The sequence below is a fragment of the Vibrio sp. La 4.2.2 genome, assembly GCF_027586995.1.
GTDB classification, from domain to species: domain Bacteria; phylum Pseudomonadota; class Gammaproteobacteria; order Enterobacterales; family Vibrionaceae; genus Vibrio; species Vibrio mediterranei.
In genome coordinates, this window is the sequence record NZ_JAPPTJ010000005.1 from 469,425 (window position 1) to 483,140 (window position 13,716).

The following is a 13,716-nucleotide window of genomic DNA, read 5'->3' on the forward strand; positions in this document are numbered from 1 at the left end:
CCCATTTTATATGGTATCTAAGCACTAAAGCCTTACATTTAAACGATGTAAGGCTTTTCTATTTATGCATACGTACCAATTTATGCTACATTTAGCGCAACTGGCTAGATGAATTAAACAAAATAAATGAATATTCCAAAACAGACGGTCACGTCAAAAGATGTCGCTAAACTTGCAGGGGTCTCACAATCGACGGTATCTCGCGTCTTTGTTGAGGGAAGCTCTGTTTCAGAGAAGACCAAACAAAAGGTGTTTGAGGCAGCAAAAGCGCTCAACTACCGCCCCAATGCGTTCGCACGAAGTCTTACGACTAATCAGTCTAAACTTATCGGTCTAGTCTTCCCAGATGCGGATTATCCCATCCACATGAAAACGCTGCAGCTCATCAGTAGCGAGCTGCAAAAAATTGGTTACTCAGCAGTGCTAATACCGTGGCAAGTTGATGGTGAGAATCAACACTCGATTCCTAATATTTTCCAATATCGAGTAGACGGCGTCATTGCCGCATCCGCTACGTTCAACACAGCGCTTTATGAAGAGTGTGAAGAGTTTAATATTCCTATCGTGCAATACGCCCGTGTCGTCGAGGGAACTAAGAGTAGTTATGTGATTAGTGATAACTACTCTGCAGGGCAAATCGCCGCACAGCGCTTTGCGGATAGCAAGTTGTCTGACGTCGTTTATCTAACGGGTGAAGTTCCTACTTTTACGAACCAAGAGCGTGTCAATGGTTTTTGCGATGAGTTTAAATCGCTGACAGGTAAGAATCCAAAAGTCGTTGAAGCCAACTACGATTATGGTGGCGCTCTAGAAGAGATCCGTGCATTGCTGAAGAGTGGGGCAAAGCCACAAGGTGTGTTCTGCGCGACAGACAACCTTGCCATGGCTTTTATGGACATCGCCCGTTTTGAGTTTGATTTGAAGATCCCGGAAGATGTTCAGGTGATTGGTTTTGATGATATTCCACAGGCTACTTGGCTAAGCTATGAGCTGTCGACCTTCCGCCAAGATTTTACACGTCTTGCGAGAGAGTCAGTAAAAATCATTTCAAATCAAATCAAAGAAAAGGACTCAAGTTTGGTTCGCTTGATGGTTCCAGTACGCTTTATTGAGCGAAATAGCACTAACTAACCTCTAATATCTTTAAACTGACTATAATAGTCGTGGTCAGACCTTATCATTTGAGTGAATTTGCCTATCCTTTGGATAGGCAAAACTTATTTTCTTTTTCTCTAGCACGCTGTTAACATTGCGTCCGCTAAACAATTGCCCCCATTGTCTAAGGAAAAAAGATGGTAATACCTGAAAACAGCAGCATCGTGATTTTTGGTGCTTCAGGCGACCTTACTTATCGTAAGTTGATCCCTGCACTTTACCATTTGTATGCTAGCGACCAGCTACCTAAATCTTTCGCAATTCTTGGTGTAAGCCGCACTCAATACAGCGACGAATCATACCGAGAAAAGCTAAAACACTCCCTTCAGGAGATGGAAAAAACAGAACCTGAAAAACTAGAAGCCTTCTGTAATCATCTTCACTATCAAGCCATTGATACTTCTGATACTCAAGACTACGCGAAACTGGCAACCCGCCTTGATGATGTTGCTGACCAATATGGTTTCGAGCAACGTAATACGCTTTTCTATTTGGCGACACCGCCAAGCCTTTATAGCATTATTCCTGCAAGTCTTGCTGCTCACGGTCTCAATGATGAAGCTGATGGCTGGAAGCGTTTGATCATCGAAAAACCATTTGGTTATGACCTAGCGTCTGCGCGCCAATTGGACAAAGAAATTCACGAGCATTTCCAAGAGCATCAAATCTATCGTATCGACCATTATCTGGGTAAAGAAACGGTACAAAACCTATTGGTTTTACGTTTCTCAAATGCCATGTTCGAGCCACTTTGGAATCACCAGTATGTCGACTATGTTGAGATCACAGGTGCCGAGTTCCTTGGTGTGGAGGAGCGCGGTGGCTACTATGATGGTTCTGGCGCGGTACGTGATATGTTCCAAAACCACTTATTGCAAGTGTTAGCAATGGTCGGTATGGAATCTCCAGCTCAAATTAACGCTGACGCTATTCGTAACGAAGTAGTTAAAGTGCTGCAGTGTTTGCGTCCTCTTTCTGATGAAGACCTGCGTAACAACCTTGTACTCGGGCAGTACACAGAATCTAACGTACGTGGTCAATTCCTACCAGGCTATCGCAACGAACATGGTGTTGCTGACGACTCTCGCACAGAGACTTACGTTGGCTTGAAAATGTTTATCGACAACTGGCGTTGGAACGGTGTTCCTTTTTATGTTCGTACAGGTAAACGATTGCCGACACGTGTGACAGAGGTAGTGATTCACTTTAAACAAACGCCGCACCCAGTGTTTGGTAAAGATGCGCCAGAGAATAAGCTGATCATCCGTATTCAACCGGATGAGGGCATTCAAATGAGCTTTGGTTTGAAAGAACCAGGTGCTGGTTTCAATGCAAAAGAAGTAAAAATGAATTTCCATTACGCATCACTGCAAGAGACACAGATGCTTACAGCTTATGAGCGTCTATTACTTGATGCACTTAATGGTGATGCTACGCTGTTCGCACGTAGCGATGCAGTTGAGGCATGTTGGGAATTTGTTCAACCAATTCTGGACTACAAGCAAGATCCGCAATCCCTGTTTGGTTATGCGTGTGGTACTTGGGGTCCACAAGAGTCAGATCAGCTACTACATAATGATGGTCGCGCGTGGCGCTTCCCATGTAAAAACCTGACTGATACCGATTACTGCGAACTGTAATCACAAATAATGTCGAGCTAGGAGAGCTGCACAACTTGGCTCGACGAAAAGATTTCAAAGCAGCAAGTTAAGTTGCCGAATTGATGGAGAGAACAATGAAAGGTGATATTGGTGTAATTGGTCTGGCGGTAATGGGTCAGAACCTTATCCTAAACATGAATGACCACGGCTTTAAAGTAGTGGCTCACAACCGTACTGCTGCAAAAGTTGACGAGTTTCTGGAAGGTCCAGCAAAAGGCACGAACATTGTTGGTGCATACTCGCTAGAAGAACTCGTTGAGAAGCTAGAAACGCCACGCAAAGTGATGCTAATGGTACGTGCTGGTGATGTTGTAGATAAGTTCATCGAAGCGCTAGTACCACTACTAGACAAAGGCGACATCATCATTGATGGCGGTAACACAAACTACCCAGACACAAACCGTCGCGTTGCTGAGCTACGTGAAAAAGGTATCCACTTTATCGGTACTGGCGTTTCTGGTGGTGAAGAAGGCGCTCGTTTCGGACCTTCAATCATGCCAGGCGGCGCAGTTGAAGCTTGGGAAGCAGTTAAGCCTATCTTCCAAGGTATCTCTGCGAAAACTGATGCTGGCGAGCCTTGCTGTGATTGGGTTGGTAACGATGGTGCAGGTCACTTCGTTAAGATGGTTCACAACGGCATCGAATACGGCGACATGCAGTTGATTACTGAAGCGTACCAGTTCATGAAAGACGGTCTAGGTATGTCTGCAGATGAAATGCAGGCTGTATTTGCAGATTGGAACAAGACAGAACTAGACAGCTACCTAGTAGAAATCACCGCTGATATTCTTGGTTACAAAGATGAAGACGGTGAGCCACTAGTAGAGAAGATCCTTGATACTGCTGGCCAAAAAGGTACGGGTAAATGGACAGGTATCAACGCACTTGACCTTGGTATTCCTCTAACGCTTATCTCTGAGTCTGTATTCTCTCGTTGTCTATCTGCTCTTAAAGACCAACGTGTTGAAGCTGAATCTCTATTCGGCAAGACTATTACTCCAGTAGAAGGCGATAAGCAAGAGTGGGTTGATGCACTGCGCCAAGCACTACTTGCATCTAAGATCATTTCTTACGCTCAAGGTTTCATGCTAATGCGTGAAGCGTCAAACGAGAACGGTTGGGATCTAAACTACGGTAACGTAGCATTAATGTGGCGTGGTGGTTGTATCATCCGTTCTGCATTCCTAGGTAATATTCGTGATGCTTACGAAGCGAACCCAGATATCGCATTCCTAGGCTCAGATGATTATTTCAAAAACATCCTGCAAAGCAGCCTAGCGGCATGGCGTAAAGTAGCAGCGAAATCTCTAGAAGCGGGCATCCCAATGCCATGTACGATTTCAGCGCTATCTTTCCTAGACGGTTACACAACAGCACGTCTACCAGCTAACCTGCTTCAAGCTCAACGTGACTACTTTGGTGCTCACACTTATGAGCGCACTGACCGTCCACGTGGTGAGTTCTTCCACACAAACTGGACTGGTACAGGTGGTAACACGGCTTCAACGACTTACGACGTGTAATTCGTTTGTGAAATGACAAAGGCCTCGCTAATTAGCGAGGCCTTTTTGTTTGGTGTGAATTAGAGTGATGTCGGCTCTGGTTTAATGCCAAAGAATAGGGCATAGAATAGAGGAATCACCACCAAGGTTAAGATGGTAGCAAACAGCAAACCAAACATGATGGTTACCGCCATACTCTTGAAGAAAGGATCAACGAGCAGCGGAGCAACACCAAAGATGGTAGTGAGCGCGCCGAGTAGAACCGGTCGTGCACGACTGGTTGCCGCGTCAATAATCGCTTGGTAAGGCTGTTTACCTTGTAAGATCTCCACATCGGCTTGATCTACCAACACAATCGCATTTTTCACCATCATACCTATTAAGCTCAAGAACCCTAGGATTGCCATAAACTCAAACGGAGTTTGGAATGCAATCAGGCCAACGGTCACACCGACGACAGCCAATGGCGCTGTTAACCAAATCACGAGAGGCTGACGTATCGCGTTGAACATAAATATGACCGACAAAATCATCGCAGCAAACCCGTAAGGTGCAGAAATGACAAGACCTTCATTGGCATCTTTAGACGCTTTATATTCACCGTACCAAATCAACTCATAACCCGGTGGCAATTCGATGGTTTCTATTTTTGTACGAATCTGATTGAACGCATCAGAGGTCAAGACGCCCGGAGCTGGGTCCGCTTGAACCAAAATAGTAGGTACTCTATCGATACGGCGCAAAATCGCATCCTGCCATACCAAGTCCACCGAATCGACCAACTGACTGACCGCAATGAAACCATTTACGTTTGAGGCATAAACCTCAGTATTCTCAACGGCTCGCTGGTGGTCACGTTCTGATTCTGGAGAGCGAACCACAATAGGAATTAGATCGTTCCCTTCACGGTACACACCCACATTGCGGCCACTTAGCGTCTGAGCAATCGCTTGGTTAATTTCTTGAGTTGTCAAGCCAAAACGTTGCGCTTTTTCTGCTGAATAAATCGGACTCAACACCGGCACTTGCTGGCGCCAGTCGTCTTGAATCGCGATGAGGTTTCCGTCTTCAAGCATAATCGCCTTTGCCTGTTCGGCTAAAGAACGGAGTACCTGACTATTGGGCCCCTTAAATCCAGCTTCGATTTTCTTACCGCCCCCGCGGCCCAACATAAACTTCCAAACCTTAATCGAAGCGTCTGGGTATTTAGCAGACAGCTCGTCTTGCAGCTCACCAATTAATGGCGCGATTTTTCTATAGTCGTCAACATCGATTAATAACTGCCCATAGCTACCGTTACGTGGCTCAGGGGAGTAGGTCAACATAAAGCGTAAACCGCCACCGCCAATGAAGCTGGTGATATTGGTCACACCGCTTTTCGCTTTCACATCGTGTTCAATATTAGCGACCACACGTTCTGTGCGTGAGATATCCGAACCTTGTGGTAGATATACATCGACAACAAATTGCGGGCGCTGTGAATCCGGCATAAAACCCGGAGGCACATATTTGAGGCTATATATCGCTACCACCATTATTGCTAGCAACATACCAAGACTCATCCAACGATGGCTTAGTACCCAATTAAGTGCCGCTTTGTAGGTCGTCATAATGCGGCCGGGCTTAGCACCTTTTTTACTCGCTTCGGCTTTTAAAAAGTCGAAACACAGCATTGGCGTCACTGTCACAGCGAATACCCAACTCAATAGCATGGAATACAAGATAACCCAAAACAGTGACCCAGCGTATTCACCCATATCTGAAGGAGATAAGCCAATAGCACTAAACGCACAGATACCAACGACAGTGCCTCCTAGCAGTGGCCATTTTGTTGCATCGACCACTTCAGAGACGATCGTTTCTTTATCTTGCTCTGGATTGTTTTGCAGTCGTACCAAGATGCCGTCAGTAACCACAATGGCATTATCGACAAGCATACCTAGAGCAATAATCAGCGCTCCGAGAGAGATACGTTGCATGGCAATGTCATCGATAAACATGATGCAAAGCGTACCCGAAACCGTCAGCAATAGGACAAAGCCGATAATTACGCCGGAGCGCAGCCCCATGAAGACCAACAACACGACAAATACGATGACCACTGCAGCGATAAGGTTGTCGATGAAGTTTGCTACCGATGCGCGCACTGAATCAGACTGCATCGAGATCGTGTGCAGCTCCATACCAATCGGTCGCTGGCTATCAAGCTCTAGTAGCCTTGCTTTAACCGCGTCGCCCATTTCAACGACGTTGCCGCCATTGACGTTAGAAATACCAAATCCGACAGCACGCTGACCGTTATAGCGCATAAGCATACTCGACGGTTCTTGATAGCCTCGAGTCACTGTTGCGATGTCGCCAAGTTGCATGACAGCATTATTTTGCCCAATGCCCACTTGAAGATTGCGCAAGTCATCAAACGAATGAATGTTTGAGCGTGGAATCACTGGGATGCGCATGTCTTTCGTATCGATAGCTCCGGCAACAGTGACTAAATTCTGCTTCTGCAGTACTTGAAACACTTGCTCGGCAGAGAGGCCAAATTTAGCCAGGCGTTCACCTGAAACTTCAACAAAAATGGTCTCTTGTCGCTCAGCTAAGGTTGCGGTTTTTGCAACCCCAGGAACCAGCACGAGCTCACGTCGCAGTTGATCGACATAGTCTTGTAGCTGTTTGTCGGTGTAGCCTTCCCCAGTGACTGCAAAGAATAGAGCATACACGTCTGAGAAGTCATCATTAACCATGGACGCCCCTGCTCCTGGAGGCAGCAAGCGTTGTACGTCGCTAACTTTTCGTCTCAGTTTGTCCCAGACTTGCTGTAGCTCGGCGCTGCTATTAGCGAACTCAAGTTTAATCTCAACGGTCACTTCAGACATGCCTTGTTTTGAGACGGACTTGACTTCCTTCAGTTCCTGTAAGGTTTGTACTGCACCTTCAATCACATCCGTAACTTCGTCGGAAACTTCCTGAGCGGTCGCGCCAGGGTAGGAAGTATTAATCACCGCCTGACGAATGATGAACTCAGGATCTTCAAAGCGACCTAACTTTAGGTAGCTAATGTATCCACCTAGCAACGTCAGAGCGATTAACACCCAAACACTGGTGCGTTTAGCGATGGTGTAACGAACAATGTTCATTGTTGAACCTCTTGACTGCCATTGCCGACAGACAGCACTGGGCGTACTTCCATACCTTCATGCAAGCTAGAAACACCCGCGATGACCACTGACTCACCCACTGTCAGCCCCTGGCTGATTTCCAATCGATCTTGGCTAAGTGCGCCCACTTGAACATAACGACGAGTGATAAGGTTATTGTCGTTCACCAACCACACGAATTGTCTACCTTGGTTATCAGGAACAACAGAGGTGACAGGCAGCGTAATGTATTGGCTTCCTGAGACAACGTGATCGTCAACGGGTCTCACTTTTGCGGTCATACCCGGTAGTAAGCGAAACCCTTTCAAATCATCAAACCGCAAAACCACAGCGTAGCTCTGACTGATAGGGTCAGCTTGAGTAGCGTGGGTCCCTAAGCTTAGATCGAACACTTGTGAGGGGATGGCGGTAATTTCAGCGATGGCTTTGGTACTTTTAAGTCCTGACATCATCACGTTGTCAGGAATATGAATGACCACCTCCATCGTGTCGAGGTCATGTAATGTAAATATGGCCTCATTCGCCTGGATCTGCATGTGGTTGTCGACCCATTTGCGTCCGATTACGCCATCAAAAGGAGCTTCAACTTTGGTGTATTCCACCTGACGAAGCGCTTCATCACGGCGATTTTGTGCCAAGTTGTAGCGGGTCGTTAGCTCATCAAGACTACTCTTAGAAATGGCGTTGCTTTTCTCATAAATAGTCAGAGCTCTTTTGTACTCAGCGGCCAAGTTATCCAATTCTAATTCGGCAGAAGCTAATGCTATTTCTGCGTCTTTTGAATCCAATGTTGCGAGTAATTGACCACGTACAACTCGATCGCCTTCTTCAACCAGTATGTCAGTGAGTCGACCGTTGATACGAAAAGATAAATCTGCACGTTCAGCAGCTCGAACTACACCGTTAAAACTCAGATGATCGTTTTTGTGTGCTGAGACTGATTCAACAAGAGCAGGGCGAACGACAGCCGTCGTTTCGACTGTTTTTGATTGAGAGTTGCAGCCCGTTAAAAGTAATCCTGTTAGAGAGATACCAAAAAGCCATGCCATTGCTTTTGGCTTATTACGAAAAGTGGCAGTGCGCGTATCGTTCACGTTGTGCTCCAAAAAGAAGATAGATAAAAGAGTTCATCAATATAGAGGTAAACTCATGGGTTTATTTTTTGGATTCTATTTGAGGTTTTTTAAAAAGTAAACCTTAAAGTTTACCTGCGATAATTGATTTGTTAGACTCGGTATCAATGAATAGGAGATAACGAATGACTCGCTCAGAACAAAAGCGAAAAGCAATCCTTGATGCAGCAAAAAAAGAGTTTATCGACAACGGTTTTTCAGCTGCGAACATGAATAACGTTTGTACGTCAGCAGAAGTTTCTAAACGAACGTTATATCGACACTTTGAGAGTAAAGAAGTTTTGTTTGAAGCAGTGTTGGCGATCGTACAAGATGGTATCGAGAGAGCGGGGCATTACCCCTACAACGGCGACAGCAGTTTGCATCAACAGTTGATGGCGATTACGGTCAATGAGGTCAATATTTCTTATGATGTTTACGGTATTGCTTTTTCGCGCACCATCATTATGGAGTTTTTCCGTCAGCCAGACTTAGCTAAGAATATCAGTCAACGAATCTATGAAACACGTGCTGTTACTCGTTGGTTCGAGCAAGCGATTGCTGATGGTAAATTGTGTGCTAAAGATGCTCAGACTATTACAAGCTTTTACCTCAGTGTTCTGCAAGGTCTACTGTTTTGGCCGCAAGTGTTAGATTTGGCGTCTAAACCGGATGAAACAGTTCTCCAAGAAAAAATTGAGCTCATTGTTGTTTCAGTACTAAAAACATTTGCACCTGAAAGTTAATCGGCAACACTTGAAAACTTAAATACCTCTAAAACTATATAGTTTTAGAGGTGGCGCACACTTTGTGATTCTGAGTTATAGTAAGTTTTAACTTTGACTCTTGCTGGATAAGAGTGTCCACCGAATATATTCAAGGAAAAACTATGTCTCTTTCTATTCCAACTCTTGGCGCTGGTACTTTTCGTTTAAAAGGCGACGATGCTTATAAGTCTGTTGAAATGGCATTAAATGCTGGCTATCGCCACATTGATACCGCTCAGATTTATGGCAATGAAAAAGAAGTGGGGCAAGCGATAGCAGATTCCGGAATTCCTCGTCAGGAGCTTTATATAACCACCAAAATCTGGATGGATAAACTGGGAAAAGACTCATTTATACCGAGCTTACAAGAGAGCTTAAAAGACCTTCAAGTAGACTATGTGGATTTACTTCTTATTCATTGGCCTCTTAAAGATGAAGCAGTATCAATGGAAGAGTACCTTAAAGAACTTAAACAAGCTCAAGATAGTGGACTCGCTCGTCATATTGGCGTATCTAATTTCACTGTTGCTCAAATGAAACAGGCAATCGAAATCTTGGGCGATAACGTGCTTTATACCAACCAAGTTGAAGTTCATCCTTACCTTCAGAATCAACCAGTAGTGGAGTATTGCCGTCAACAAAATATGATTGTGACTGGTTACATGCCATTTGCGTATGGGGATGTACTTAAAGATGGTTCAATAAAACATATTGCCGACAAACATCGAGCGACGCCTGCTCAAATCGTATTGGCTTGGATGGCGAAATGTGGATTTGTGACTATTCCATCATCGACTAAGCAAGCGAACATCGAAAGTAATTTAGCGTATGTTCACGTTAAATTAGACGATGAAGATATGGAGAGTATCTCGAAACTGGATAGAGGGCATCGATTAGCCAATCCAGACTTCGCTCCTGAGTGGGACTAAGTTTCGAATGGGTGAAACAAACGTCAGGGTAAGCCCTGACGTTTTTCGTTTAACGCGCTTACTTTTTCTTCATCATATTTGCTAAGTCTGCAAACGGATTATGCGTAGCGGCCTGATGGTTATCTTCTCCTGGTTTTACTTCGCTACCGTATAAATCGTGCTCAGTATATTTTGAGTGCTCATGATCATGGCAGTACAAACATAGAAGTTCCCAATTACTTCCGTCATCTGGGTTATTCGTGTGGTCATGATCTTTGTGATGGACCGTTAGCTCTCTCAGGTTTGAATAGACAAACTCCCTAGCGCAGCTTCCACATACCCACGGATAAAGCTTAAGGGCTTTCTCACGGTAATCGCTCTCTTTTCGTGCGTAGGCTGCACTGGTTCCAAAGTAGTCTGAAGACATATCGATCCTTTCATCGTATTAACCGAAACAACTAATGCTGAATGTACCACAACAAAAGTGGGTTCTAACTTGATTTCGGTAGCGTTTATCGCAATGTGTGAAACCCTGAATAAATGCGAGTGAACGTTGTAAACCAGCACGCAGCCCCGAAGACGAACGCAATGGTAGCAAAATGTTCAGGTAATAAGCATAAAAGAACAAAGCAACCGATGGTCTCGGTGCCTTCGGTAAGGCCACTCATATAGTACAAAGATTTATGACGATAAACTGGATTCTCAATACCGCGTTTACCTGCCATCACAGCGAATGCCAAAAAGCTAGTTCCCGTGCCGATAAAAGAGAAAATCAAAAAAGCGCCAGCAATGGCATTCTGCTCCGGGTTGGCAATAACAAAACCAAACGGTATCAGTGAGTAGAATAAGAAATCCAAGCTTATATCTAAAAAACCTCCGGCATCTGAAATCCCTTGAATACGTGCTAGAGCACCATCAAGACCGTCGCAAATTCGGTTTAACAAAATAAACATCAGGGCGATGGAATAATGCTCAAACGCTAAAGCAGGAAAAGCAAGGCAACCCAAAGCGAAGCCAAATAGTGTAGTTTGATTGGCTGTTATCCCTAATCGGTTAAGCACACGTGCCGATTGAGATAACGGCCAGCGAATAACTTTGATACTAATGCTGTCTAACATGCTGCACTCTCCCAAGGCCATTTAAGGACTTGGCTGCCATCCGGAATATCATCCTCATCATGTGTGACCATTAAAGCGGGAATATTGGCACTGCGAAGCTGTTCCACAACCCAATCTCTGAACTGAACCCGCAGCTCTTTATCGAGTTTACTGAATGGCTCATCAAGTAGGGCGGCCTTTGGTTCAGCGAGCAGCATTCGTGTTAAGCTGATACGGGCACGTTGTCCTCCGGATAATTGCTCTGGGTAATGATTAGCCACACCATTGAGTTGAATACTAGCAAGAGCGTTCATTGCATGTTCTTGTCGTTCAGCTCCTTTAATTCGATTAGGCAAGGCGAAGGCAAGGTTCTCCCATACATTGAGATGAGGAAACAGCAGGTCATCTTGAAACAAAATTCCGACTTTTCTCTTGTGTGGTTCTAGCATGTCGATACGTTTGTCTTCGAGTAGAACTTGTCCTTGGTAGACAAACTCTGACGACAGATGACCCGCAACGACGTCAAGCAGCGTGGATTTTCCACAACCACTTGGGCCCATTAGCGTCAATATTTCGCCCTGTTTTACGTTGAAACTGCAGTCAGAAAACAGCACCTCGCCTTCCTTCTTACGGATGGTGAGGTTTGCCAGCGATAGTGTCATTAAATAAAAGTCCTTTGATCTTGATTCGTCGATAACGAGAGTGAATGCGATTAACCAATACGGCAACAGAGAAAAATAGTAGTGGTAAGAAAGCCTGGAAGAGTGCATAGATGGCGGTGACTCTGCGATCGAATCCACTCGATAAGGCTACCGCTTCGGTTGTAATAGTGGCAACTCGACCTGCTCCTAATACCAGCGTAGGTAAGTATTGAGCAAGGCTCACACTAATGCCTACCGCCCATGCAAATACCATTGCAGGGAAAAGAAGCGGCAATTTGACATGCAGCCAAGTATGAATAGGGCTCTTCCCAAGGCTCAGTGATACCTGGGTAAACTTACTATTGAAGCCGCGCCATGGTCCATCTAGTGCAAGGAAGACAAACGGGAAGGCGAAGAATACATGTGACCAACAAACCCAAAGCAAATAACTCGAGTCACTAAGCAATAGCGTGGTAACTTGCAATCCAAACAGGATACTTAATTGCGGCAATAGCATGGGAATCGCAATGACGTAACCTGGTATATGTAAGCGATATTTATTGCGATACTCATGTCCTACAACAGCAAGTATGAGAGCAATCGTTGCCGAGATAAGCCCGATGGTCAAGCTCTGTGCCATCACTTCAAAAATACCGTCCCATTCGTACTCCCAGAAACGCAATGTATAGCGGCTTGGTAAGACGTCCGGAAAACGCCAACGCTGCGCAAATGTCCAAATAACCGTCAGCGGTATCATGGCGGCAACAATGGATACAAGTACGGTGAATATTGGTTTGCCAGGAATGCGCAGCGATGTACGACCTGAATATTGCCATTGATTGCAAATGGCAACGACGAGATGCTCGATGAGACGAGCGATACCAATCAAGATTGAAGCAATAGCAAATAGCACAACAGCACCAGCACTGGCGCGGGGAAGCAAGCTCAGGTCGGGGTCATTGAACCATTGCCAAACTAAGACAGCGAAGGTTGGTGGGTTAGTTGGTCCGATAATTAAAGCAACGTCGACGACAGATAAACTGTAGGCAATCACTGCGAGCATCGGGAATCGAATTTTAGTAAACCATTGTGGCAGTATGATCTTCCACCAAGCTGCACTTTCAGTGTATCCGAGTGATGTAGCGATACGCAGTGACTCACTGACTCTAAGTTGTCGTAGTATTGGGATGCTCATCAGCAGTATAAACGGTACTTCCTTGAGGGCTAGCATCAACGTCAAGCCAACGCCATAAGGGTCCTTGACTAGCCAAGCTGAACTGGCAGAGTTTCCGCTTAGATCCATTCCCAAAAGGTCAACTAAGGCTCTCGCGCCAAATCCGGTAGGAGAAAACAGAAAAGCAAAACCAATAGCAAAGGCGACGTGAGGCAGAGCAAGTAAAGGAGATAGCGATAGTTCGATTCGTTTCCACCAACTACTGTTCCAACAAGAGGCAATAATGGCAAAGGATAAGAAGCAGGCGAGATAGCTGCTCAGTATTGCGGAGCTAAACGTCAGCAAAATAGAAGTTTCTACGCCTTGCCATGCAAAGACCTGATTGAATCCGGCTAAATCAAAATGATGTAGACCTAAAGGGGGGATATAACCCAAAGAGGATATCACCACCCCAAGTAAACCAGGTACTGTAGGGAAAATGCAGACAACGACTAAACAGACGTACAACAGTCTAAGCATAATCTTATTATCTCGTAAGCCG

Annotated in this window: 11 protein-coding genes; 5 read left to right on the forward strand and 6 right to left on the reverse strand. The window is 45.2% G+C overall.

Going from position 1 to position 13,716, the window contains the following annotated elements; genetic code table 11:
- Positions 1–126 precede the first annotated feature (126 nt).
- The 3 genes from OH456_RS14135 (at position 127) to gnd (ending at position 4,339) form a co-directional block, all read left to right on the forward strand.
- Positions 127–1,131 carry a LacI family DNA-binding transcriptional regulator gene (locus OH456_RS14135; protein WP_038225819.1) on the forward strand — a complete coding sequence of 335 codons (1,005 nt, stop codon included), beginning with the start codon at positions 127–129 and terminating at the stop codon, positions 1,129–1,131.
- A gap of 161 nt (positions 1,132–1,292) precedes the next feature.
- A complete protein-coding gene (zwf, locus tag OH456_RS14140; RefSeq protein WP_088877605.1) occupies positions 1,293–2,795 on the forward strand; it encodes a glucose-6-phosphate dehydrogenase in 1,503 nt (500 codons plus the stop codon).
- Positions 2,796–2,890: 95 nt separating this feature from the next.
- Positions 2,891–4,339, forward strand: a complete 1,449-nt coding sequence (gene gnd, locus OH456_RS14145; protein ID WP_006073836.1) for a decarboxylating NADP(+)-dependent phosphogluconate dehydrogenase — start codon at positions 2,891–2,893, stop codon at positions 4,337–4,339.
- A gap of 59 nt (positions 4,340–4,398) precedes the next feature.
- Here the strand turns inward: gnd and OH456_RS14150 are convergent, their stop codons facing one another.
- Both OH456_RS14150 and OH456_RS14155 read right to left on the reverse strand, forming a co-directional pair.
- Positions 4,399–7,455: an efflux RND transporter permease subunit gene (locus tag OH456_RS14150; protein ID WP_270033691.1), complete on the reverse strand. Its 3,057-nt coding sequence runs from the start codon at positions 7,453–7,455 to the stop codon at positions 4,399–4,401.
- Positions 7,452–8,525 carry an efflux RND transporter periplasmic adaptor subunit gene (locus OH456_RS14155; RefSeq protein ID WP_443088636.1) on the reverse strand — a complete coding sequence of 358 codons (1,074 nt, stop codon included), beginning with the start codon at positions 8,523–8,525 and terminating at the stop codon, positions 7,452–7,454. The genes OH456_RS14150 and OH456_RS14155 overlap by 4 nt, the downstream gene beginning before the upstream one ends.
- 209 nt (positions 8,526–8,734) lie before the next feature.
- Here OH456_RS14155 and OH456_RS14160 point away from each other — a divergent pair, with 209 nt between their 5' ends.
- Positions 8,735–9,334, forward strand: coding sequence for a TetR/AcrR family transcriptional regulator (locus OH456_RS14160; protein ID WP_270033693.1), 600 nt, complete (start codon positions 8,735–8,737; stop codon positions 9,332–9,334).
- Positions 9,335–9,477: 143 nt separating this feature from the next.
- Positions 9,478–10,284, forward strand: coding sequence for a 2,5-didehydrogluconate reductase DkgB (gene dkgB / locus OH456_RS14165; RefSeq protein ID WP_270033694.1), 807 nt, complete (start codon positions 9,478–9,480; stop codon positions 10,282–10,284).
- A 58-nt stretch (positions 10,285–10,342) separates the two neighbouring features.
- On the opposite strand, the gene OH456_RS14170 is transcribed toward dkgB, so the two are convergent.
- The 4 genes from OH456_RS14170 to OH456_RS14185 all read right to left on the reverse strand — a co-directional run bounded on the left by OH456_RS14170 (position 10,343) and on the right by OH456_RS14185 (position 13,694).
- Positions 10,343–10,690 carry a YajD family HNH nuclease gene (locus OH456_RS14170; RefSeq protein WP_006073826.1) on the reverse strand — a complete coding sequence of 116 codons (348 nt, stop codon included), beginning with the start codon at positions 10,688–10,690 and terminating at the stop codon, positions 10,343–10,345.
- A gap of 85 nt (positions 10,691–10,775) precedes the next feature.
- The gene (locus OH456_RS14175) at positions 10,776–11,381 is read right to left on the reverse strand and encodes a CDP-alcohol phosphatidyltransferase family protein (protein ID WP_270033695.1); all 606 of its coding nucleotides are present in this window, start codon (positions 11,379–11,381) and stop codon (positions 10,776–10,778) included.
- Positions 11,375–12,022 carry an ATP-binding cassette domain-containing protein gene (locus OH456_RS14180; RefSeq protein WP_270033696.1) on the reverse strand — a complete coding sequence of 216 codons (648 nt, stop codon included), beginning with the start codon at positions 12,020–12,022 and terminating at the stop codon, positions 11,375–11,377. Before OH456_RS14180 ends, OH456_RS14175 begins: the two co-directional genes overlap by 7 nt.
- Positions 11,988–13,694, reverse strand: coding sequence for an ABC transporter permease (locus OH456_RS14185; protein WP_270033727.1), 1,707 nt, complete (start codon positions 13,692–13,694; stop codon positions 11,988–11,990). Before OH456_RS14185 ends, OH456_RS14180 begins: the two co-directional genes overlap by 35 nt.
- Positions 13,695–13,716: the final 22 nt, after the last annotated feature.